The sequence below is a fragment of the Klebsiella sp. 141161 genome (genome assembly GCF_050600815.1).
In the GTDB taxonomy this organism is placed as follows: domain Bacteria; phylum Pseudomonadota; class Gammaproteobacteria; order Enterobacterales; family Enterobacteriaceae; genus Klebsiella; species Klebsiella aerogenes.
Genome location: NZ_JAQIRN010000004.1, coordinates 70,075 through 92,915 on the forward strand (window position 1 = coordinate 70,075; position 22,841 = coordinate 92,915).

General features: G+C 55.6%; 25 protein-coding genes and 1 pseudogene. 13 read left to right on the forward strand and 13 right to left on the reverse strand.

Annotated elements, in window-relative coordinates:
- Positions 1-57: 57 nt before the first annotated feature.
- The 3 genes from PGR79_RS12170 to PGR79_RS12180 are packed head-to-tail and all read left to right on the forward strand — an operon-like array spanning position 58 to position 1,242.
- A complete protein-coding gene (locus tag PGR79_RS12170; protein WP_015369053.1) occupies positions 58-405 on the forward strand; it encodes a YidH family protein in 348 nt (115 codons plus the stop codon).
- Positions 395-757: a DUF202 domain-containing protein gene (locus tag PGR79_RS12175; RefSeq protein WP_430921749.1), complete on the forward strand. Its 363-nt coding sequence runs from the start codon at positions 395-397 to the stop codon at positions 755-757. Before PGR79_RS12170 ends, PGR79_RS12175 begins: the two co-directional genes overlap by 11 nt.
- Complete coding sequence (locus PGR79_RS12180; protein WP_047044633.1) at positions 754-1,242, forward strand: hypothetical protein; 489 nt, start codon at positions 754-756, stop codon at positions 1,240-1,242. Before PGR79_RS12175 ends, PGR79_RS12180 begins: the two co-directional genes overlap by 4 nt.
- Here PGR79_RS12180 and dsdA read toward each other — a convergent pair.
- Positions 1,239-2,567, reverse strand: a complete 1,329-nt coding sequence (gene dsdA / locus PGR79_RS12185) for a D-serine ammonia-lyase (protein WP_430921751.1) — start codon at positions 2,565-2,567, stop codon at positions 1,239-1,241. The genes PGR79_RS12180 and dsdA overlap by 4 nt on opposite strands.
- Before the next feature lie 16 nt (positions 2,568-2,583).
- The gene (dsdX, locus tag PGR79_RS12190) at positions 2,584-3,921 is read right to left on the reverse strand and encodes a D-serine transporter DsdX (protein WP_045389052.1); all 1,338 of its coding nucleotides are present in this window, start codon (positions 3,919-3,921) and stop codon (positions 2,584-2,586) included.
- Positions 3,922-4,144: 223 nt separating this feature from the next.
- Between dsdX and dsdC the strand changes: the two genes are divergently transcribed.
- Positions 4,145-5,068 (forward strand): DNA-binding transcriptional regulator DsdC, encoded by a 924-nt coding sequence (gene dsdC / locus PGR79_RS12195; protein WP_213794868.1) that lies wholly within the window; start codon positions 4,145-4,147, stop codon positions 5,066-5,068.
- Positions 5,069-5,319: 251 nt separating this feature from the next.
- On the opposite strand, the gene emrD is transcribed toward dsdC, so the two are convergent.
- From emrD to PGR79_RS12220, 5 genes and pseudogenes are all read right to left on the reverse strand, one after another.
- Entirely contained in the window at positions 5,320-6,504 is a 1,185-nt protein-coding gene (emrD, locus tag PGR79_RS12200; protein ID WP_047044642.1) for a multidrug efflux MFS transporter EmrD, read from the reverse strand.
- 175 nt (positions 6,505-6,679) lie between these two features.
- On the reverse strand, positions 6,680-7,513 hold the full coding sequence (locus PGR79_RS12205) for a DMT family transporter (RefSeq protein ID WP_047046121.1): 834 nt from the start codon (positions 7,511-7,513) through the stop codon (positions 6,680-6,682).
- Positions 7,514-7,580: 67 nt separating this feature from the next.
- A complete protein-coding gene (locus PGR79_RS12210; RefSeq protein WP_308958079.1) occupies positions 7,581-8,027 on the reverse strand; it encodes a GNAT family N-acetyltransferase in 447 nt (148 codons plus the stop codon).
- 89 nt (positions 8,028-8,116) lie between these two features.
- Positions 8,117-8,236, reverse strand: a complete 120-nt coding sequence (gene tisB, locus PGR79_RS12215; protein WP_004145059.1) for a type I toxin-antitoxin system toxin TisB — start codon at positions 8,234-8,236, stop codon at positions 8,117-8,119.
- Positions 8,237-8,606: 370 nt separating this feature from the next.
- A pseudogene (locus PGR79_RS12220) lies at positions 8,607-8,775 on the reverse strand (hypothetical protein).
- Positions 8,776-8,787: 12 nt separating this feature from the next.
- Here PGR79_RS12220 and ivbL point away from each other — a divergent pair.
- The 7 genes from ivbL (at position 8,788) to uhpT (ending at position 16,090) form a co-directional block, all read left to right on the forward strand.
- The gene (ivbL, locus tag PGR79_RS12225) at positions 8,788-8,883 is read left to right on the forward strand and encodes an ilvB operon leader peptide IvbL (protein ID WP_016162016.1); all 96 of its coding nucleotides are present in this window, start codon (positions 8,788-8,790) and stop codon (positions 8,881-8,883) included.
- A 104-nt stretch (positions 8,884-8,987) separates the two neighbouring features.
- Positions 8,988-10,676 carry an acetolactate synthase large subunit gene (gene ilvB / locus PGR79_RS12230; protein WP_087858887.1) on the forward strand — a complete coding sequence of 563 codons (1,689 nt, stop codon included), beginning with the start codon at positions 8,988-8,990 and terminating at the stop codon, positions 10,674-10,676.
- Between the two features lie 3 nt (positions 10,677-10,679).
- On the forward strand, positions 10,680-10,967 hold the full coding sequence (ilvN, locus tag PGR79_RS12235; RefSeq protein ID WP_016162014.1) for an acetolactate synthase small subunit: 288 nt from the start codon (positions 10,680-10,682) through the stop codon (positions 10,965-10,967).
- 150 nt (positions 10,968-11,117) lie between these two features.
- Positions 11,118-11,711 (forward strand): transcriptional regulator UhpA, encoded by a 594-nt coding sequence (gene uhpA / locus PGR79_RS12240; protein WP_015369064.1) that lies wholly within the window; start codon positions 11,118-11,120, stop codon positions 11,709-11,711.
- Positions 11,712-11,728: 17 nt separating this feature from the next.
- Complete coding sequence (gene uhpB / locus PGR79_RS12245) at positions 11,729-13,213, forward strand: signal transduction histidine-protein kinase/phosphatase UhpB (protein ID WP_430921908.1); 1,485 nt, start codon at positions 11,729-11,731, stop codon at positions 13,211-13,213.
- Between the two features lie 11 nt (positions 13,214-13,224).
- Positions 13,225-14,553, forward strand: coding sequence for an MFS transporter (locus PGR79_RS12250; protein WP_113374086.1), 1,329 nt, complete (start codon positions 13,225-13,227; stop codon positions 14,551-14,553).
- 145 nt (positions 14,554-14,698) lie between these two features.
- Positions 14,699-16,090, forward strand: a complete 1,392-nt coding sequence (gene uhpT / locus PGR79_RS12255; RefSeq protein ID WP_015369067.1) for a hexose-6-phosphate:phosphate antiporter — start codon at positions 14,699-14,701, stop codon at positions 16,088-16,090.
- A gap of 80 nt (positions 16,091-16,170) precedes the next feature.
- Here the strand turns inward: uhpT and PGR79_RS12260 are convergent, their stop codons facing one another.
- Complete coding sequence (locus PGR79_RS12260) at positions 16,171-17,037, reverse strand: DUF6708 domain-containing protein (RefSeq protein ID WP_113374085.1); 867 nt, start codon at positions 17,035-17,037, stop codon at positions 16,171-16,173.
- Between the two features lie 21 nt (positions 17,038-17,058).
- Positions 17,059-17,916, reverse strand: coding sequence for a DUF6708 domain-containing protein (locus PGR79_RS12265; protein WP_113374084.1), 858 nt, complete (start codon positions 17,914-17,916; stop codon positions 17,059-17,061).
- Between the two features lie 270 nt (positions 17,917-18,186).
- Here PGR79_RS12265 and PGR79_RS12270 point away from each other — a divergent pair, with 270 nt between their 5' ends.
- A complete protein-coding gene (locus PGR79_RS12270) occupies positions 18,187-18,639 on the forward strand; it encodes a DUF1198 family protein (RefSeq protein WP_004901545.1) in 453 nt (150 codons plus the stop codon).
- A 90-nt stretch (positions 18,640-18,729) separates the two neighbouring features.
- On the opposite strand, the gene PGR79_RS12275 is transcribed toward PGR79_RS12270, so the two are convergent.
- Positions 18,730-19,053: a helix-turn-helix domain-containing protein gene (locus tag PGR79_RS12275; protein ID WP_004173862.1), complete on the reverse strand. Its 324-nt coding sequence runs from the start codon at positions 19,051-19,053 to the stop codon at positions 18,730-18,732.
- Positions 19,037-19,396: a type II toxin-antitoxin system RelE/ParE family toxin gene (locus PGR79_RS12280; RefSeq protein WP_087858890.1), complete on the reverse strand. Its 360-nt coding sequence runs from the start codon at positions 19,394-19,396 to the stop codon at positions 19,037-19,039. Before PGR79_RS12280 ends, PGR79_RS12275 begins: the two co-directional genes overlap by 17 nt.
- 211 nt (positions 19,397-19,607) lie before the next feature.
- On the opposite strand from PGR79_RS12280, the gene nepI reads away from it, so the two are divergent.
- Complete coding sequence (nepI, locus tag PGR79_RS12285) at positions 19,608-20,792, forward strand: purine ribonucleoside efflux pump NepI (RefSeq protein ID WP_015369069.1); 1,185 nt, start codon at positions 19,608-19,610, stop codon at positions 20,790-20,792.
- Positions 20,793-20,797: 5 nt separating this feature from the next.
- Here the strand turns inward: nepI and phnX are convergent, their stop codons facing one another.
- The gene (phnX, locus tag PGR79_RS12290) at positions 20,798-21,607 is read right to left on the reverse strand and encodes a phosphonoacetaldehyde hydrolase (RefSeq protein WP_015703877.1); all 810 of its coding nucleotides are present in this window, start codon (positions 21,605-21,607) and stop codon (positions 20,798-20,800) included.
- A gap of 9 nt (positions 21,608-21,616) precedes the next feature.
- Positions 21,617-22,720 (reverse strand): 2-aminoethylphosphonate--pyruvate transaminase, encoded by a 1,104-nt coding sequence (gene phnW, locus PGR79_RS12295; RefSeq protein ID WP_113374083.1) that lies wholly within the window; start codon positions 22,718-22,720, stop codon positions 21,617-21,619.
- Positions 22,721-22,841 lie beyond the last annotated feature (121 nt).

The window sequence follows — 22,841 nt, forward strand, 5'->3', positions numbered from 1 at the left end:
CCTGTTCGTGATTTAGGCTATGCTGTGGCCTGTTTGCGTGACGAACAAGGACTGCTGATGAAAATTTCCCGCATTGGCGAAGCGCCGGATTACCGCTTTTCGCTGGCCAATGAACGCACCTTTCTGGCGTGGATCCGTACGGCGCTCGGTTTTCTCGCCGCGGGCGTCGGGCTCGATCAGCTGGCGCCGGATTTTGCCACTCCGCTTATTCGCGAAGTGCTTGCGTTGCTACTATGCCTGTTTGCCGGTGGGCTGGCGGTGTACGGCTATCTGCGCTGGCTGAGCAACGAAAAGGCGATGCGCCTGAAGCAGGATCTCCCCTATACCCGTACGCTACTGGTGATTAGCGTCCTGCTGCTGGCGGTCGTGGCGGCGGTGATGCTGCTGGTGCTGTATGGCGGATAAACGCCGGGCGCGGCGGGAGAGCGATCCCGGTCTGCAGCCGGAGCGCACCTCGCTGGCGTGGTTTCGTACTCTGCTGGGCTACGGGGCGCTGATGGCGCTGGCGATTAAACATAACTGGCATAGCGCCGGGCTGGCGTTCTGGATATCGATTGGCGTACTGGCAGTGGTGGCGATCATTCTCTGGCGCTACACCTGTAGCCGCCATTTGATGGATGTCGGCGAGAGCGATTTTTTGCAGCCGGGAGCAGTTCGTGACAAATTTTTGATCTCCCTCGCAGTGCTTTCGCTGTCATTATTGTTTGCTGTAACGCATCTACGGCAGATCATTTTATTTCTTAAGGATGTGACATGACAGGATGTCGGACAGAATGCCACTCCCTCGCTCACAACGAACCGGCAGTGCAGGAGGTGAAAGTTTATCGCCACCACTGCCAGCAACCGCAGCAGCTATATCGGGAGCTACGCGCACAGGGCGTGCGCGCCGTTCGTTTTATTCCGCAGCTCAGAGCGGAAGATGCCAATGCGTGGGGAAACTTCCTTTGCGCCATTTTCCATATCTGGGCGCGGGAAGATATTGGCCGCATAACGATTACGTTGTTTGAGGAAACTCTGCGTATCTGGTGCGGCGAACCGCTGCGCGAACAACGGCAGGTGGCCGCCAATAGCGCCTGTTTTGTCTGTGCGTGGCGGCGATTATGCGCAGGCGACGACGATCCGCTCTGTGAAGGCTACCGCCAGTTCTATGTCGCCAGCGCGCCCTGTATGCGGGTTATGCGCGATCTGCGTAAACAGCAGCGGTCACCGGGCGAACTGATGCCGCTGCTGCGGGCGATTTAACGCCCCTTCGCCAGATACTGCGCCATCTCTTCTTCCGGCACCATACCGCCGCCGGTCGCCCATACCAGGTGGGTGGCCTGACGTAGCTGTTCGTCGCTCAGTCCTTGTAGCTGATGGTACGCTTTACTGGCGCAGACGAGCTGCGGTCCGGCCATCCCGGCCAGCGCGGACGGCTCAAGGCGAATGTTTTCCGCCGTTGCCAGCCAGCCCAGCATGTCGTACATCGTTTGATCGTCGAGGGTATACAGGCCGTCGAGCAGGCGTTCCATCGCCCGGCCAACGAAGCCGGAAGCGCGGCCGACCGCCAGACCATCGGCGGCGGTCAGGTTATCAATCCCTAAATCCTGCACCGCAATCTGGTCATGGAGCCCGGTGTAAATGCCGAGCAGCATGCATGGGGAATGGGTCGGTTCGGCGAACAGACAGTGAACGTGGTCGCCAAACGCCAGTTTCAGGCCGAATGCGACGCCGCCGGGGCCGCCGCCAACGCCGCATGGCAGATAGACAAACAGCGGGTGATCGGCATCGACCACGCGTCCTGACCGGGCAAACTGCGCTTTCAGGCGTTCGCCGGCCACGGCATAGCCGAGGAACAGCGTGCGCGAGTTTTCATCGTCGATGAAAAAGCAGTTCGGGTCGGATTCCGCCGCCTTGCGCCCCTGTTCGACCGCCACGCCGTAATCTTCTTCATACTCAACAACCGTTACGCCGTGGCTGCGCAGTTTGGCCTTTTTCCATGCGCGGGCATCGGCAGACATATGTACCGTGACCTTAAAACCAATGCGCGCGCTCATGATGCCGATCGACATACCGAGGTTGCCGGTAGAACCAACGGCGATGCTGTACTGGCTGAAGAACTGCTTGAATTCTGGTGTCAGCAATTTGCGATAATCATCTGAGGTGGTGAGCAGCCCGGCTTCCAGCGCCAGCTTTTCCGCATGGGTCAGCACTTCATAAATGCCGCCGCGCGCCTTAATGGAGCCCGAAATCGGCAGGTGGCTATCTTTTTTCAGTAACAGTTCGCCGTGAATCGGCTGGTTGAATTGTTGCTCGAGGAGGCGTTTCATTGCCGGAATGGCAACCACTTCTGATTCGATAATCCCGCCGGTGGCGGCCGTTTCCGGGAAGGCTTCCGCCAGATACGGCGCGAAGCGCTGAAGGCGTTCGTGAGCGTCTTTTACATCTTCGGCGGTCAAGCCGACATAGGGCAACCCTTGCGCCAGCGTCGTGGTCGCCGGGTTAAACCAGGTGGTTTCTTTCAGAGCGATCAGCTCCTGCACAAGCGGGAAAGTCGCGGTTAATTGGGTCAGTTCAGCGTTTTTCATATTACGTCTCGTTCGCTTAGATGATGAAAGAAAGCAGGAAGGTGGCGGCGAGTGCAAGTAAAGAAGCGATAAATGTCGCCGTCGTATAATACTTGAACGTTTCGCTGAGGCTTGCGCCACAGTATTGTTTCACCAGCCAGAACAGGGAATCCGTCACGATCGTGCAGCCAATCGCGCCGGAACCGATGGCAATAGCGATGATCTCCGGACTTACGCCGGGATATAGCGGTAGCATCGGCGCGACGATAGCGGTGGCGCCCATCATGGCCACGGTAGCGGAGCCGACGGCGGCGTGAAGGATCAGGGCCACCAGCCAGGCCAGCAGAATCGGATGCATATGCAGATTCGAGAGGATCACCGCCAGGCTATCGGCCAGGCCGCTGGATTTCAAAATCGCGTTGAACGCGCCGCCCGCGCCAATAATCAGCAGAATATTAGCAATCGATCCGAAACCATTTTCAGTATGGGTCAGCAGGACGCCCATCCCCATCTGCCGACGAATACCAAGAATGTAATAAGCGACAAAGACGGCAATAAACATCGCGGTGATGGGGTTGCCGATAAACTCCAGCAGCATATACAGCGTGCCGCCTTTAGCCATATTCAATTCAGCGACGGTTTTCACCAGCATCAGCCCAATCGGCAGCAGCACGGTAAATAGCGTAGCGCCGAGCGAGGGCAGCGTCGATTCTTCGCGTACTTCAAGGTTAGAAAACTCGGTCGGCACCGGTTTAAACGGCAGGCGGTTGCCGAGCAGCTTGAGGAACAATGGGCCGCCTACCAGCGAGGCAATCAGGCCAACCAGCAGGCCGTAGACGATGACCGTGCCGATATCCGCGCCGAGTTTATTCGCCACGAACAGCGCGGCCGGATGCGGCGGCACCACGCAATGCACCGCCATCAGCGCGGTACACAGGGGGATGGCCAGCTTCAGCAGCGAGGTATTGGTTTTTTTTGCAATGGAAAAGGCCAGCGGGATCAGCAGCACCACGCCAACCTCAACAAACAGCGTAATGCCGCAGATCAGGCCAACCAGCACCATGATCACGTCTGCCGACAACCAGCGACAGCGCTGCAGCGCCAGGCCGATGCGTTCAGCCGCGCCGGAGACTTCCATCATCTTCCCGAGGATGGTACCGAGACCGATCACCGCCGCCAGGAAGCCAAGCGTACCGCCAATACCGCTCTCAATGGCGTTGACCATATCAAGCGGCCCCATGCCCATCATCGCGCCGACGAAAAAGCTTGCCAGCAGGAGCGCCAGAAACGGATGAAACTTCAGTTTGACGATCGTTAAAACGATTAGCACGATACTGATAAACAGCGTGCCTACCACCCAGATTTGAGATTCCATATCCCACCTCGCCGTAAATAACGCGTGGTTATTGAACAGAAAAGCGACATAGGCTGACAAACGATATAAATCGCTTTTCAGATGAGCCAAATTGATGAAAATGCGTGATTTGGTTCTTAAATAGCCCGTTAAATGTGTGTTGAGTCACTTTTATTCATCTTTCAGGCGCGCTCCGGCTGCGTTTTTTTTACACTTACCGGCAAAGAAAAGGCGGGGAATCGTGATGGATGTAATGAAAGAGATAGGTAATCGCCTGCTGAACGGCTGGCAGTTGTCAAAGCTGTATACCTTTGAAGTTGCGGCTCGCCATGAGTCCTTTGCACTGGCGGCGGAAGAGCTGTCGCTGACCCCGAGCGCCGTTAGCCATCGCATCAACCAGCTGGAAGAAGAGCTGGGTATTCAGCTATTTATACGTTCGCACCGCAAGGTGGAGTTGACGCGCGAGGGGCGGCGGGTATTCTGGGCGTTGAAATCCTCGCTGGATAGCCTTAATCAGGAGATTCTGGATATTAAAAATCAGGAGCTCTCCGGCACGCTGACGGTGTACTCGCGCCCGTCGATCGCCCAATGCTGGCTGGTGCCGGCGCTGGGCGATTTCACCCGCCGCTACCCATCCATCTCGCTGACTGTGCTCACCGGCAACGATAACGTCAATCTACAGCGTGCGGGTATCGATCTGGCGATCTATTTTGATGATGCGCCGTCATCACAGCTAAGCCATCATTTTCTGATGGATGAAGCGATCGTGCCGGTATGTACGCCGAAATACGCACAGCAGCAGCAGATAATCCGCAATCCAGGCAATCTGCGCTACTGCACGTTACTACATGACCGTCAGGCATGGAGCAATGATTCCGGTACCGATGAGTGGTTCAGTTGGGCGCAGCAATTTGCAATTGAATTGCCGCAATCATCGGGTATCGGCTTCGATCGTTCTGATTTAGCGGTGATTGCGGCGATGAATCACGTCGGAGTAGCGATGGGGCGTAAACGGCTGGTGCAGAAGCGGTTAGAAAGCGGGGAGCTTATCGCGCCGTTCGGCGAGATGACGCTAAAGTGTCACCAGCATTACTATGTGACGACCCTGCCGGGCCGTCAGTGGCCGAAAATCGACGCTTTTATTGAATGGCTGCACAGCCTGACATAAGGCAAAAGCCGCTATCCGGGGATTTCCCTGCTTGCGCTACGCTTAGCAGGGCTACGGTTCTGCGCAACCCACTGCCGGGGGCCTTCATCAGAACGGTAGCCCGGATAAGGCGTAAGCCGCTATCCGGGGATTTCCCTGCTTGCGCTACGCTTAGCAGGGCTACGGTTCTACGGAGCCCACCGCCGGAGCCTTCATCAGAACGGTAGCCCGGATAAGGCGTAAGCCGCTATCCGGGGGAGCGCCAGCGGCGCTTAGACAGGCTGCTGGTGGCTGGTAAAGCGCGAGGCCAGCGGCAGCCAGCACAGCAGAATCAACAGCCCCATTAACATCATTAGCAGGCCGAGGCTGCTTTGCCCCGTTTGCGGCATCATCGCCGACAGCCAGGCCAGCACGCCGGAGCCGATATTCTGCAAGCCGCCAACCAGCGCGCCAGCGGTACCGGCGAGGAACGGAAATGGCTCCATCGCGCCGCTGGTAGCCAGCGGGAACAACATACCCGCGCCGAAGAAGAACAGCGCCGCAGGCACCAGCAGTGTCCAGACGGTCATAACGCCGAATAGCCCCGGCAACCACATCATAACTCCCGCCAGCAGGCAGCAGATAACCGACTGCCACATCAGCGTTGAGAAGCGTTTATTCGGACGGCCAGCGAACCACGCGCCGAAGAACGCCGCCGGGATCGGCAGAATAAACAGAATACTGACCGCCATACTGCTCAGGCCGAGGACCGCGCCCATCAGCACGCCGGAACAGGCTTCGAACACCGCAATCCCGGCCAACCCGCCCACCAGCATCAGCAGGTAACAGTTAAAGGCGCCGGTACCGAACAGCGTTTTGTAGCTGGCCAGTAGTTTCGTCCGCGGCGCGCCTTGCGGGCGCGTTTCCGGCATCCATTTCGCCATGCTGAAGGTTACGCCCGCGCACAGCACTAGCAGGAAGGCGTAACAGGCACGCCAGTTCCACAGGGTATCAAGGATACCGCCGAGCAGCGGCGCAATCAGCGGGCTGACCAGTATTCCCATATTTAACAAACTGTTGGCGTGACGCAGCTGCGCGCCTTCGTAAAGATCGCGCGGCAGGGTTCGCGCCATCACGCCGCCGACGCCGGTGCCCATCCCCTGCATGGCGCTGGCGGCGATCAATACCGGCAGGCTATGGGTGGTGATGGCAACCAGCGTTGCCAGCATAAAAATAGACATCCCGACAAGGATCACCGGGCGGCGGCCCACGCGGTCGGAGAGCGGGCCGTAGAACAGCTGCGAAATGCCGTACGTCAGGAGGTAGGCCGCCATCACGCTCTGTACCGCCCCTTCGCGGACGTTAAGCGATACCGCCATGTCGGCGATAGCCGGAATATAAATGGTCTGCGCCATCTGGCCAACGGCCACCAGCAGTACCAGCATCAACAACAAATTGAAGTTCTTATGCCGTTTCATGTCGATGAATACTTCGTGAGCAATGAGAAATGAAGAATATGTGACTGGCACATCCCTTAAACGATGGAGGAATCTACCACAATAAAATGACAGAACAACTACATAGGACCGATTGTTGGGGAAAATTCAGGCAGGTTTTGTAAACAGGATCGGCAACTAATGTTGCCATTTTAATCTATGAGAGACGCAGCAGGATTGCTCCGGCGGCAATACCGCAGGCGGCAACGATGCGCAGCGCTACCACTTGTTCCTTAAGGACGATAAACGCGATCAGCGCGCCGAACAGAATGGAGGTTTCACGCAGCGCGGCGACCACCGCCAGCGGCGCCTGAGTCATCGCCCATAGCGCCAGGCCGTAGGATCCCATGGTGCCGACGCCGCCGAGGATGCCCTTTTTCCAGTGCTGGCGTAAATAACGGCTGGCTTCGCGCCGCCGTGCCGCCATGGCCCAGCACAGCAGGCAGCAACCGTTCATAAAAAAGGTCCACAGGGTATAGCCGAGCGCCGATCCCGCCAGCCGTACCCCGGTGCCGTCTACCAGCGTATAGCCCGCGATAAAACAGGCGTTGATCAGCGCCAGCATGATGCCTTTACGGGAACTGACGCGGCCGTTAAAGGCCATCGCCAGAATCGCCAGGCAAATGACGCCAATACCCAACCAGGCCAACGGCGATAAGCGATCGCCGAGAAATATCACGCTGATAGCCGCGACCAGCAGCGGTGCGGTGCCGCGCATTAGCGGATAGGTCTGGCTCATATCCGACACCTGATAGGTCTTCGCCACCAGTACCGTATACACCACCTGCAACGCACATGACGCCACCAGATAGGGGGCGCTGGCCAGCGTCGGCTGCGGCGCGAAGGGGAGCATCACCAGGGCAATCAGCGAGGCCGACCCGCTGACGCTTATCGCCGCGTACATTTTATCGCCGCTGGCTTTGACGATAGCGTTCCAGCTGGCGTGCAGCAGTGCAGCGAAAAGCAAAATGCAGAATACGGTGATGGTCATCGCAGGCAGATTCAGCAGTTAAGGTCAGCGGACTGTAACATGCGCCCGCTGCGCCAACCAGCCGCGCTTACAGCGAGCAGAACAGGCGATGCGTAACCCGAGGCTCATCGTATACCGGGCGGAAACCAAAGCGTTCATAAAAGGGCCAGGCCTGCGCCGGGGCATGAGTGTTAAGGAAATCGAACCAGGCGCCGGAATGCGTGATGACTGAGATCAGCAGCTGCTGGCCAATTCCCTGGCGGCGATGGCTATCGCGAATATAGAGATGGCGAATGCGCCCGGCCCGCGGCTGCTGGCTGAAGGGGTCGACGTTCAGACCGCAGACCCCAACCAACTGGCCACGGACAAACGCGCCCAGCAGCTTTTCACCAGGGGCGTTAAAGCGGTTTTTGCCGCTTTGCCAGTTTTCCGCCAGACGGCGCAGCATATTGAAATGCTGTTCAAGGCTTTCGGTGCGCAGCGCGACGAACCCCGGATCCTCCGGCGTCGTTGCGGCAATTAATAGCGGTGGCATGGTTCCTCCATCAAGTCTTCCCGGAACGCCCGAAGGACGCCTGTAGGGGGGCGGTTTCCCGCCCCCCTCAGGTGCGACTTGAACCTGAATCAGCGGAACTGTTTCAGGACTGCATCAAGTAGTTGCAACACAGCAACCATGAGTTTCAGGATTAAAATAATAATATCCATTCCGCCCATACGCGCGTCTCCTGTGGTTAAGGAGCACAATAAGCTGACGTACCTTTCCGCTGCCTGTTGCCAGCTTATCCCTGTTCTCACAGGGGTTGCGCAGTGGTGGCCGTACGGGCCGGACACGACGCATTGTTGACGTAACACAGTGTGCTCTCTCGGGGTTAAGGCACTGACGGCACCACCCGTTTCAGCCAGGACTTCGTTGCGCCGGTCAAACTTGCGGCCCCCGAATGGCACAAAGTGAACACATCCAGTATAGATAAATACTGTATGTATGAACAGTATTTTTTGGACAAATTCGCACCCGTCGTACATACTCTATGACAGAGAAATTTCGACCTTAAATTGCGCGAATTGCAGCGATCGCGTATACTTTTGTCGTTGACGTAATACAGTGTGCTTACGGCTACCACCCGTAAAAATGCTGATAAAAACCTCGCTCCGGCGGGGTTTTTTGTTTTCTGCCGCTGATGTCGCAAATTGTGATCTTTCGCGCAAATTCTCGTGGATGAAAATAAATCCATTGTGAAAACGCAAAACCTGTGTTTGTATAAATTCAGCTTATTTTTCGACACAACAGGTCCCTAATGAACGCTGCCATGATGACTTCGACCCTACTAAAAACCGCGCCTGCCGCGGTGGTCGTCGTGTCTGTGGTGGTCGTCGTCGGCAATGCGCCGTAGGGTCCGGAACAACACGAATTCCAAACCCCGCCGGCGCAAACCGAGCGGGGTTTTTTGTTGGCGAGCCCCCCGGTAAAGTCGGCCCAGAATAAAAGGACTGGAGCATGGCAAGTTCGGGCACCACATCAAACACAATGCGCTTTACCGGCGCGCAGCTGGTTGTTCATTTACTGGAACGCCAGGGTATCACTATGGTCAGCGGCATTCCGGGCGGCTCCATTCTGCCTATCTATGATGCCTTGAGCCAAAGCACGCAGATCCGCCACATCCTGGCGCGCCACGAGCAGGGGGCGGGTTTTATCGCTCAGGGGATGGCGCGTACCGAAGGTAAACCCGCAGTCTGTATGGCCTGTAGCGGCCCTGGCGCCACCAACCTGATTACCGCCATCGCCGATGCCCGCCTCGATTCTATTCCACTGGTCTGCATCACCGGACAGGTTCCGGCCTCAATGATCGGCACCGATGCCTTCCAGGAAGTCGATACCTACGGCATCTCTATCCCCATCACCAAGCATAACTACCTGGTGCGCGACATCGCCGAGCTGCCGCAGGTGATGAGCGACGCCTTCCGTATTGCCCAGTCCGGGCGCCCCGGGCCGGTGTGGATAGATATTCCTAAGGACGTACAGTCGGCAACCATTGAACTGGAAACGCTCCCAGAGCCCGGCGAGCGCGCCCCGGCACCGGCATTCGCGCCTGAAAGCGTGCGTGAAGCGGCGGCAATGATCAACGCGGCGAAACGCCCGGTACTGTATCTGGGGGGCGGCGTAATTAACGCGCCGCAGCCGATTCGGGACCTGGCGGAAAAAGCCAACCTGCCGACCACTATGACCTTAATGGCGCTGGGTATGCTGCCGAAGGCGCATCCTTTGTCGCTGGGGATGCTGGGGATGCACGGCGCGCGCAGCACTAACTTTATTCTGCAAGAAGCTGATTTACTGATTGTTTTAGGGGCTCGTTTTGATGATCGGGCGATTGGCAAGACCGAGCAGTTCTGCCCGAACGCGAAGATTATTCACGTCGATATCGATCGCTCGGAGCTTGGCAAAATTAAGCAACCGCACGTAGCGATTCAGGGCGACGTGGCGGAGGTCTTAGCCCAGCTTATTCCGCAGATTGAGGCGCAGCCGCGTGATGAGTGGCGCCAACTGGTGGCTGATTTGCAAAGAGAATTCCCCTGCGCCATTCCGCAGGAAAGCGATCCGCTCTCCCATTACGGCCTGATTAACGCCGTGGCCGCCTGCGTTGATGATGAGGCGATCATCACCACCGATGTGGGTCAGCATCAGATGTGGACGGCGCAGGCCTATCCACTCAACCGTCCCCGCCAGTGGCTGACTTCCGGCGGTCTCGGCACCATGGGCTTCGGCCTGCCGGCGGCCATCGGCGCGGCGCTGGCCAATCCGCAACGTAAGGTTATTTGTTTCTCCGGTGACGGCAGCCTGATGATGAATATTCAGGAGATGGCCACCGCCGCCGAAAATCAGCTGGATGTAAAAATTATCCTGATGAACAACGAAGCGCTGGGGCTGGTGCACCAGCAGCAGAGCCTGTTCTATCAGCAGGGTGTCTTCGCCGCAACCTATCCGGGGATGATTAACTTTATGCAGATCGCCGCCGGTTTTGGTCTGCAAACCTGTGATTTAAATAACGAAGCCGATCCGCAAGCGGCGCTGCAGGCGATTATCGACCGTCCCGGCCCGGCGCTGATCCACGTGCGTATCGACGCGCAGCAGAAAGTGTATCCGATGGTACCGCCGGGTGCGGCCAATACTGAGATGGTGGGGGAATAAGCCATGCAAAAGCAACACGATAACGTCATTCTGGAACTCACCGTCCGCAACCACCCTGGCGTCATGACCCACGTCTGCGGGCTATTTGCCCGCCGCGCGTTTAACGTTGAAGGCATTCTCTGCTTGCCGATCCAGGGCAGCGAGCATAGCCGCATCTGGCTGCTGGTAAATGATGACCAGCGACTGGGGCAGATGATTAGTCAGATTGAAAAGCTGGAAGATGTCACCAATGTGGCGCGTAACCAGTCCGATCCCACCATGTTTAACAAAATTGCGGTGTTCTTCGAATAGTGCTCAAGGCTTGAACGGTAAGGTGCTTATGGTTAAGGTAAGCGCCTTTGCCGGATGGCGCTGCGCTTATCCGGCCTACAGGGAGTGAATCCGTAGGCCGGATAAGGCGTTTACGCCGCCATCCGGCGCTTTCAGGCACCAGGAAACACCATGACTACCATCGCCCTTATTGACGATCATTTGATTGTCCGCTCCGGTTTTGCTCAGCTACTGGGGCTGGAAGCTGATTTTCAGGTTGTCGCTGAATTCGGCTGTGGACGCGAGGCGCTGGCGGGGCTACCGGGGCGCGGTGTACAGGTTTGTATCTGCGATATCTCAATGCCGGATATTTCCGGGCTGGAGCTGTTAAGCCAGTTGCCTAAGGGGATGGCGACCATCATGCTGTCGGTGCATGATAGCCCGGCGCTGATCGAGCAGGCGCTGAACGCCGGCGCGCGCGGCTTCCTGTCGAAACGCTGCAGTCCGGATGAACTGATCGCCGCGGTCCGCACGGTGGCAGCGGGCGGTTGCTATCTCACGCCGGATATCGCCATGAAGCTGGCCGCCGGGCGCCAGGATCCGCTCACCAAACGCGAGCGCCAGGTGGCGGAAAAGCTGGCGCAGGGTATGGCGGTGAAAGAGATCGCCGCTGAGCTCGGTCTGTCGCCGAAAACCGTTCACGTTCATCGCGCCAACCTGCTGGAAAAACTGGGCGTCAGCAACGACGTCGAGCTGGCGCGCCGCATGTTCGATAGCTGGCAATGAACACCGTCGTTTCACGATTGCTGTCGGTGATCGGCTGCGCCTTTATCTTCTCAGCCGCCTGGTTCTGCCTGTGGAGTATCAGTCTGCATCTGGTGGAACGCGCGGATTTAGCGGTGTTGCTGTTTCCCTTTGGCCTGCGTTTAGGGCTGATGCTGCAATGCCCGCGTGGCTACTGGCCGGTGCTGCTGGGAGCCGAGTGGCTGCTTATCTTCTGGCTGGCGCAGGAAGTGGCGCTGGCGCATCCGATAATATTGATGACCGGAAGTCTGCTGACCCTGCTGCCGGTGGCATTGATTTCACGCTATCGCCAGCAGCGAGACTGGTTGACATTGTTGCGCCAGGGCGGGGCACTGATCGCCGCCTCGCTGCTGCAATCGCTGCCGTGGCTGGCGCAAGAAGGCAGTGAGGGACTGACCGCGCTGTTGTTGACGCTGACCGGCGGCCTGACGCTGGCGCCGACCTGCCTGGTTATCTGGCATTATCTGACCAGTACCGTCTGGCGGCCGTTGGGGCCGTCGCTGGTGTCGCAGCCGGTTAACTGGCGTGGCCGGCATCTGATCTGGTACCTGCTGCTGTTTACCGTCAGCCTGTGGCTACAGCTCGGGTTGCCCGCCGAACTCTCCCGCTTTACCCCTTTTTGTCTGGCGCTGCCGATTATCGCTCTCGCCTGGCACTACGGCTGGCAGGGGGCGCTGATCGCCACCCTGATGAACGCCATTGCGCTGATTGCCAGCCAGACCTGGCACGATCACCCGGTTGATTTATTGCTTTCACTGCTGGCGCAGAGCCTGACCGGACTGCTGCTGGGCGCGGGGATCCAGCGATTGCGCGAGCTTAACCTGTCGCTACAGAACGAGCTGGCGCGTAATCGGCGGCTGGCGGAACGCCTGCTGGAAACGGAAGAGAGCGTGCGGCGTGACGTGGCGCGCGAGCTCCACGATGATATTGGCCAGACTATCACGGCAATTCGCACCCAGGCGGGGATCGTGCAGCGTCTGGCGCCAAACAACGCAAGCGTACGGCAGAGCGGCCAGTTGATAGAACAACTGTCGCTGGGGGTTTACGACTCTGTGCGAAGACTGCTTGGTCGTCTGCGGCCGCGTCAGCTTGACGATCTGCCGCTTGAACAGGCGGTACGTTCGTTGATGCGCGAAATGGAACTGGAAGACCGCGGCATCGTCAGCCACCTTGAATGGCGGATTAACGAGGCGGGGCTGAGCGAAAACCAGCGCGTGACGCTGTTTCGCGTTTGCCAGGAGGGACTGAATAATATCGTTAAGCACGCCAGCGCCAGGGCCGTCACCCTCCAGGGCTGGCAGCAGGATGGGCGATTGATGCTGGTGCTGGAAGATGACGGTTGCGGTCTGCCGCCGGGGTCGAATCTGCAGGGCTTCGGCCTGACCGGCATGCGTGAGCGCGTGACCGCGCTGGGCGGTACGTTAACTATCTCCTGCACACACGGTACCCGCGTGTGCGTCAATTTACCGCTGCGTTACGTCTGAGGGGATCGCCGATGTTTGCCTTTTTAAAAGCGCCGCCGGACGCCGCGCCGATTAGCGATAAACGCGAGCTGGACGAGCGTTATCGTTACTGGCGTCGCCATATCCTGCTTACCATCTGGCTTGGTTACGCGCTGTTTTATTTCACCCGCAAAAGCTTTAATGCCGCGGTGCCTGAAATTCTGGCCAGCAATGTACTGACTCGTAGCGATATTGGCCTACTGGCCACGCTGTTTTACATCACTTACGGGCTGTCGAAATTTTTCTCCGGTATCGTCAGCGACCGCTCCGACGCCCGCTATTTTATGGGGCTGGGGCTCATCGCCACCGGGGTGGTGAATATTCTGTTCGGTTTTTCTACCTCGCTGTGGGCTTTCGCGCTGCTGTGGGCGCTGAATGCCTTCTTCCAGGGCTGGGGCTCGCCGGTATGCGCCCGGCTGCTGACGGCCTGGTATTCGCGAACCGAGCGCGGCGGCTGGTGGGCGCTGTGGAATACCGCGCATAACGTCGGCGGCGCGCTGATCCCAATGGTCGTGGGGGCGGCGGCGCTGCATTACGGCTGGCGAATGGGGATGACGATTGCCGGCTGTCTGGCGATCCTCGCCGGACTGTATCTGTGCTGGCGGCTGCGCGATCGCCCGCAGGCGGTGGGGTTACCCGCCGTAGGCGACTGGCGTCACGATGCGCTGGAAATCGCCCAGCAGCAGGAAGGCGCAGGGCTGACGCGTAAAGAGATACTGACCCGCTACGTGCTGGCCAATCCCTATATCTGGCTGTTATCGCTGTGCTATGTGCTGGTGTACGTGGTGCGGGCGGCGATTAACGACTGGGGCAATCTGTATATGTCGGAGACGCTTGGCGTCGATCTGGTGACCGCTAACTCGGCGGTGACCATGTTTGAGCTGGGCGGTTTTATCGGCGCGCTGGTGGCGGGGTGGGGCTCGGATAAGCTGTTTAACGGCAATCGCGGGCCGATGAACCTGATTTTCGCCGCCGGAATTTTGCTGTCGGTTGGCGGGCTGTGGCTGATGCCGTTCGCCAGCTACGTCATGCAGGCGGCCTGCTTCTTCACCACCGGGTTCTTCGTTTTCGGCCCGCAGATGCTGATCGGTATGGCGGCGGCGGAATGTTCGCATAAAGAAGCCGCCGGGGCGGCCACCGGGTTTGTCGGCCTGTTCGCTTATCTTGGCGCCTCGCTTTCCGGCTGGCCGCTGGCGCAGGTGATGGATATCTGGCACTGGACCGGATTCTTCGTGGTGATTGCGATTGCCGCCGGCATTTCCGCGCTGCTGCTGCTGCCGTTTTTAAACGCGCAGGCGCCGCGTACCGTCAGCGAAGCGTGATGTAGCTCACCCTTTCGCCGCGAACGGGGCAAAACTAAGAAATTTTCCCGGTTTTACCTGGAAGCCGTCTCAGGCCAGACAGCGCGCGGGTTTTTACAATGCCTGGTTATTACGCAGGCATAAAAAATCAGCTCAGGAGATACCCATGCTGGCCTTTCTGAATCAGGTGCGCAAGCCGACCCTGGATCTGCCGCTCGACGTGCGGCGCAAAATGTGGTTCAAACCTTTCATGCAGTCCTATCTGGTGGTCTTCATCGGCTACCTGACCATGTACCTGATCCGCAAGAACTTTAACATCGCGCAGAACGACATGATCTCCACCTACGGGTTGAGCATGACGCAGCTGGGGATGATTGGCCTGGGCTTCTCCATCACCTACGGCGTGGGCAAGACACTGGTCTCTTATTATGCCGACGGTAAAAACACCAAGCAGTTCCTGCCGTTTATGCTGATCCTCTCCGCCATCTGTATGCTGGGCTTTAGCGCCAGCATGGGGGCGGGTTCAACCAGCCTGTTCCTGATGATCGCCTTCTATGCGCTGAGCGGCTTCTTCCAGAGTACCGGCGGCTCGTGCAGCTATTCCACCATCACCAAGTGGACGCCCAGACGCAAACGCGGCACCTTCCTCGGCTTCTGGAATATCTCCCACAACCTCGGCGGCGCGGGCGCGGCGGGCGTGGCGCTGTTTGGCGCCAACTATCTGTTCGACGGTCACGTGATCGGCATGTTTATCTTCCCGTCGATTATTGCGCTGATCGTCGGCTTTATTGGCCTGCGTTACGGTAGCGACTCTCCGGAATCCTACGGCCTTGGCACGGCGGAAGAGCTGTTTGGCGAAGCGATTAGCGAAGAGGACAAAGAAACCGAAGAAAATGCGATGACCAAGTGGCAGATCTTTGTTGAGTACGTGCTGAAAAACAAAGTGATCTGGCTGCTGTGCTTCTCCAACATCTTCCTCTACGTGGTGCGTATCGGTATCGATCAGTGGTCCACCGTGTATGCTTTCCAGGAGCTGAAGCTGTCTAAAGAGGTGGCGATTCAGGGCTTTACCCTGTTTGAAGTCGGCGCGCTGGTTGGCACGCTACTGTGGGGCTGGTTGTCGGACTTGGCCAACGGCCGCCGCGCGCTGGTGGCCTGCGTCGCGCTGGCGCTGATTATCGCCACCCTCGGGGTTTACCAACATGCCAGCAACCAGTACGTCTATCTGGCCTCGTTGTTTGCGCTGGGCTTCCTGGTGTTTGGTCCGCAGCTGTTGATCGGCGTCGCCGCCGTCGGTTTCGTACCGAAAAAAGCGATCGGCGCCGCCGATGGAATCAAGGGCACTTTCGCCTATCTGATCGGTGATAGCTTCGCCAAACTGGGTCTCGGGATGATCGCCGACGGCACCCCGGTCTTCGGCCTGACCGGCTGGGCCGGCACCTTTGCGGCGCTGGACGCCGCCGCCATCGGCTGTATCTGCCTGATGGCCATCGTGGCTATCTTCGAAGAGCGTAAAATTCGCCGCGAGAAAAAGAATCGAGTTTTGCAGACTGCCTGATTCACCAGGTATTTGGTAACCTTGCCCGGCCATTGCGCCGGGCTTTTTTATAGGGTTTTCTGGGCGGCAAACGCATTAAATTAGCCGGTGATTTTTTCATATTCTTCTAATGATGACGCGGTAGATTTTTTAAGCATCTCCTCAGGCCATTCGACTTTGCGCCCGTAAATGCCCACGTTAGGATTAACGGTCATATCTAACATCTCGTCTTTGAAATCCATATAGCGGTTAATCCAGGTCCAGAGTTTATAGTTATTTAAACATTTAGACTCAATGATAGTTTTTTCTGAAATAAGTGTAAATATATCAGTAATACTTTCATTTTCATAAGCATGTAAGCAAATAAACGATCTCTGATAATAAAAATCATAATAACCTTTTATAGAACTCCAGGAGAATTCTTTGTATTCTGGTCGGGTCCGTTTATAGAATGGAAAGCGGGTTCTGGCTTTATAGTTGCGGTTTGGTCTTTGAAGCATCTTCATAAAAACATATTCGCAGATATAAACCTTTCCTGTTTTTCGATTAAAACGAATTGGGTAATGTCGTGGAGAAAAGAAGCAGTAATTTACTGCAAATGACGAGAAATAAGCTATAGCAAATATTGCAATGATGCTGAAATGAATGGTGAGTGTTAGCAGTAATTCACTTTTTTCTTGCCAAAAAAACGCCGCGTAACTTTCAAAATCGAAAATCATATAGTATAAAAATATAATGATTACCAAACATGATAAAATAGTTAAGGGTAATAACATAATGATATAGAAAATGTTCATCCAATAAAATGTTGAATGATTACGCGTGATTTCACAATAATCATCATTAACATAGAATAACTTTCCCGAATGTGTTAGCTTATCTGTATCGCCTGGAGTCTCAGTGATAAGGTTTTTAAGTTCCGTATCGGTAATTTGCTTTGCTAAATAGTGGTTTTGGATCGGGAGCATATGCATTCCTTTGCTTATTGACTATGATGCCGTTTCGGTGATTTTTTCATATTCATCTAATGATGATGTTGTAGATTTCTTAAGCATCACCTCAGGCCATTCGACTTTGCGCCCGTAAATGCCCACGTTAGGATTGACGGTCATATCTAACATCTCGTCTTTGAAATCCATATAGCTACTGATCCACAGCCATAGTTTATAGTTATTCATCAACATCGTTTCAGTTCCTGTATCATTCGAGGTGAGGATGAAGGAGTCAACGATGCTGTGGTTTTCATATACGTGACAGTTTATTATTGCGTTATAATTTAGAGAATAGCTCCCTTTTATATCACTCCAGTCAAATTCCTTGCATTCTGGTTTTGGTTTTTTATAAAAAGGGCTGTGAAGGAAAAATGTATAGGGTTGCCTCTTAATTAAACCAGACAGAATATACTCGTAAACATAGATTTTTCCTGTTTTACGGTTAAAGCGAATTGGATAATGGCGAGGTGCGAAAAAAGCGTAATTTACGATGGCCGAGAAAATAAAGGATAAGGCTATTGAAAGTAAAATTGCAAAATGAAAAAGGAGTGTGCTATTTAATTCCTGCTCATTTCCCCAATATGCGTTAATATACCATTCAAAATCAAAAATTATTTCATATAAAAAAACAATGACTCCGATAACTATCACAAGAATAATGGGAGAGAATAACGCAACTAATAAAATGTTAGCGCCATAAGATGATGAGTAGTTACGGGTTATTTCGCAATAATCATCATTTACATAAACAAGTTTACCCGCGTGCGTGAGTTTATCTGTATTACTTCTCGTCTCAGCATTAATTCTGGCAAGACCCTCGTTATCTATATGTTTTGCTAAATAGTCGAATTGCATAATATACATTCCATTGCTTGATAAGGGTAGCGAATCCATTAAAGCATAACATGCTTAATTATTACTGTGCAAAAATAGCAATTCATTGATTAAGCTAATTACCTTAGTATGAATATTAGTTTTTAATATATTGTTTCTTTATGCCAGTGTGATTGATTAATTCGTTAAAAGTATAAAGTAACGCGATAAGTCACATTATGGTTCGTCCGACAGTCGACAGCAGGCAAATTCCCATTATGATAGTGAGGCCGCGATTGGATGAGAGGATGCATGATCTGGATAGGACTGGCCACCCTGGTAGTGGTATTTGTTGTGGGATTTCGGGTGCTTACCTCTGATTCACGCCGCGCGATTCGCCGCCTGAGCGAACGCCTTGGCATTACGCCTGTTCCGTTGGAATCGATGATCGATCAGCTGGGAAAAACCGCCGGTAATGAGTATTTGCGTTACCTGGAGCGGCCCAATGAAGCACATCTGCAGAACGCCGCGCAGGTGCTGCTTATCTGGCAGGTCGCGATTGTCGACGCCAGCGAAAAAAACCTGCACTACTGGTATCGCCTGATGCAAAAAGCGCGATTAGCGGCGCCGATTACCGACGCACAGATCCGCCTGGCGCAAGGTTTTCTGCGCGAACTGGACCCGGATGTGAGCGATTTACATAACCTACAGCAGCGCTATAACGATCTGTTTCTCCCGGAAGACGGCGTGCACTGGTTGCACTGATCTCATTGTTATCCGGCCTACGGTTCAAACCTATATCTCCCTTGGGTTCCTTGTAGGCCGGATAAGCGTAAGCGCCATCCGGCAGAATATCTACAGTAGGATTTTCAGGCCGTGTTTTTGTACGACGCTAAGCAATTTTAATGACATTCCGCTCGGTCGTTTAGCGCCAGTCTCCCATTTTTGCACGGTAGACACACTGGTATTCAGATAACGAGCGAACACGGGTTGGCTAACATTGAGTTGTTCACGTAGCGCTTTAATTTCAATGGGTTGAAGTGCGGCTACGCTACCGAGACATGATTCATCAAAATGGCGCATTGTTTCCTGTGGGATTGCGCCAACGCTGAATAGCCCCGACGCAGCGCTATGGATCGCCTCGAAAGCCGGGCTTTTGTATTTATTTTTTGCTGTCATCGCAAATCTCCACCAGTTCTTTACTTTTAACTAAGGCCGTCGTTTTCTCTTCAGAGAGATTGGCATAGTGTTTTGCTAACTCACGAAACCCCATTAATTCGCGATGGTTGATATTGGCTATATCCTGTTTGGCATATAGAAAGGTATAAAACCAATACCCTGCGCTTTTGGTAAGGATGATTGCGCGATCGCGATTCTTGTTGAGTCGCTTTTTATAAACCCCTCCTCCTAAATCAACCACTTTGCCCTGAAGCGCAGATTGAATTGCCTGATAGAGCTCGTCGTCGGAAATGCCATGAGAGCTAGCCTCTCTGGCGAACCATTTGGTTTTAAAGATACGCATTGCTGACATCCTGTCGTTAAAAGTATAGCACATAGTGCTATATTAAATTCTCCTGAGATTTGTTAAAGCGATAGCAAGCATCGTTTTTTTAAACATGCGAGCAGCTACGCATCCTCTTATGAAAAGCGAGAAGAGTTGCGAAAACGTTAAGTACGTCACATACAAAATGTTACACTGCGCAGCTTTCCGCCACTTTCTTCGCAGGTTACTCATGAGTCATTCAAATGAAACCAAACCCCATGCACGCGATCTCGCGCGGCCAAACTGGTCGGCGGTCTTCGCGGTTGCTTTCTGCGTCGCCTGCCTGATTACCGTCGAGTTTTTGCCGGTTAGTCTGCTGACGCCGATGGCGCTGGATTTAGGCATCTCCGAAGGGATGGCCGGGCAATCGGTGACGACGACGGCATTCGTCGCGATGTTTTCCAGCCTGTTTATCACCACGGTTATCGGCAAAACCGATCGCCGCTACGTGGTTATCCTGTTTTCGCTGCTGCTGACCCTTTCTTGCCTGCTGGTCTCGTTTGCCGATAGCTTCACCCTGCTGCTGCTGGGACGCGCCTGTTTGGGTCTGGCGCTCGGCGGTTTCTGGGCGATGTCGGCGTCGCTGACCATGCGTCTGGTGCCGATGCGCGTGGTGCCGAAAGCGCTATCAATTATTTTCGGCGCGGTATCAATCGCGCTGGTGATCGCCGCCCCGTTGGGCAGTTTCCTTGGCGGGCTTATCGGCTGGCGCAACGTCTTTAACGGCGCGGCGGTGATGGGCGTGCTGTGTACGCTCTGGGTGCTGAAAGCGCTGCCGTCGCTGCCGGGTGAATCGGCGGCTCAGCAGCAAAATATGTTTGGTCTGCTGAAGCGTCCGGGGGTGATGGCCGGGATGTGCGCCATTTTCATGGCCTTTGCCGGACAGTTCGCCTTCTTTACCTATATTCGCCCGGTTTACATGACCCTCGCCGGTTTTGACGTCGACGGCCTGACGCTGGTGCTGCTGAGCTTTGGTATCGCCAGCTTTATCGGCACCTCGCTCTCCTCGGTGGTGCTGAAGCGCTCGGTCAAAGCGGCGCTGGCGATTTCGCCGCTGGTGCTGACCGCCTGCGCGGCGGCGCTGGTACTGTGGGGAGAAAGCAAAATCGTCGCCTCGACGGTGGCGATTATCTGGGGCTTCGCGTTTGCGCTAATCCCGGTGGGGTGGTCAACGTGGATCACCCGTTCTCTCTCCGATCAGGCGGAAAAAGCCGGGTCGATTCAGGTGGCGGTGATCCAGCTTGCCAACACCTGCGGCGCCGCGGTCGGCGGCGTTGCGCTCGACCACTTAGGGCTGCTGTCGCCGCTGGTGTTGTCAGGAATATTAATGCTGTTTACCGGCCTGCTGGTGACGACCAAAGTGAAGGTGAATTAACCCGCTTACGGCCGCTCGCCTTTTGCCAGCCGGGCGTTGATGTCGGCAATCACTTCCGGCAGATCCGCCAGGGTATCAACCACATAGTGAGCCCCGGCGGCATACAGTTTGCCTGCCGCCCGCTCGCGACGGGTGGCGATTTCCTCTTTCGACATCGCCTGGTACTCCTCCCAGGTAGCGCCGAATTCGTTACCGGACACCGCCAGCCCGACGCTCCACATCCCGGCATGTAACCCTTCGCTGATGCCCGGTGCGGCATCATCGACCTTCACGCAGTGGGCCACATCGTCTATGCCCAGGGTAATCACGTTCTGCAGCGCCATCCACGGGCCCGGACGACCGCCGACGGCAAGGTCATCGGTGGCGACCCAGTGGTCCGGGGCGTAGCCCTGGGCGGCAGCGGCTGGTACCAACTTTTCCATCACCGGGCGCGGATAACCCGAGCAGGAGCCGATCTTCAGGCCCTCGGCGCGAAACGCGGCGATAGTGTCGACAACGCCGGCAATCGGTGCGGAAAAATCGACAACCTTAGCGATTTGCAGCGGCATAAACGCGGCGTAGATCGCATCGATATCGGCGGCAGTCATCGCGCGGCCGAATTTGGCCTGCCAGCGGCTATCGACAGCAGGGAGTTTGCCCAGCGCCTCAATGTGCTGCCACTTGCCAAGCCCCATCGGCACGCGGGCCTCTTCAAGGGTGATCTCAATATCGAAGGCCTTGCGGAAGGCCTCGACGAAAATTTGCGTCGGGGCGAAAGAGCCGAAGTCTACAGTGGTGCCTGCCCAGTCAAGGATCAGTGCGCTAATACGGTTCATGGCGGTTCCTTATTGTTTCCAGTACATGGCGTTGTCGATAGCCGCCAGCAGGGCGGTGATATCGGCGTCGTAGACTTCGCCAATGTTGCCGATGCGGAAGCAATCGCTTTGCGATACTTTGCCCGGATAGATAACGAAGCCCTGATCTTTCAGCTTCTGGTAGAAGGTGTGAAAGCGATACTGCGGCGCATCCGGTGAATAAAAGGCGGTAATGATCGGCGAGTGCAGGCTATCGTCGAGCAGTGGCCGGAAGCCGAGCGCGCGCATCCCTGCCACCAGACGGCGTTGATTGTTGCGGTAGCGCTGATAGCGGGCGCTAACGCCGCCCTCCTGCGCCAGCTCTTTCAGCGCCTGGGCAAAGGCCAGCACGGTATGGGTCGGCGAGGTGAAGCGCCACTTACCGTGGTTATCTTCCATGCAGCGCCACTGGGCGTACAGATCCAGTGATAGCGAGCGCGAACGGCCTTTGCAGGCGGCCAGTTCCGATTCGCGGGCAATCACGAAGGCAAAGCCCGGCACGCCCTGAATACATTTGTTGGCGGAGCTTATCAGGTAATCAATATTCAGCGCGGCGATATCCAACGGAATGCCGCCAAAGCTGCTCATCGCATCGACGATATAGCGTTTATCGTACCGTTTCGCCAGTTCGGCCACCTCTTCGATCGGATTCAGCATGCCGGTGGTGGTTTCGCTATGTACCATCGCGATATGGGTGATCGCCGGGTCGTTCTGCAGGATCTGTTCGATCGCCGCCGCATCAGGGCGTGCGACTTCGCCGCAGTCGTAAGGATGGCAGGCGATGCCCATCAGCTGCGCCATCTCAATCATACGCGCGCCATAGGCGCCATTGCTGACGATCAGCACTTTGCCCTGTCCGCCGATGACGCTGCCGAGTACCGCTTCGACCGCGTAGCTGCCGCTGCCCTGCAGCAGTACCGCTGTATAACCGTCGGCCGGGGTAGCCAACTGCACCAACTGCTGGCGAATGGTCTGTACCACGCCGAGATTGTAATCATCATCCCAGGTACAGCTATCGAACAACATCGCCTCTTTCACCGTACGGGAGGTGGTTAGTGGGCCGGGGGTCAGCAGCAGGTAGTTCCGTGAAGTCATTTGTCTCACCATTTGGTCTATACCAGATTTATATTTATCATGGAGACAAAGCCGGGGCAGGGTCAAAGGAAATGTGGCGCTGCAACAAAAAATTCATCTGGCTATGTATAATGAGCGCACG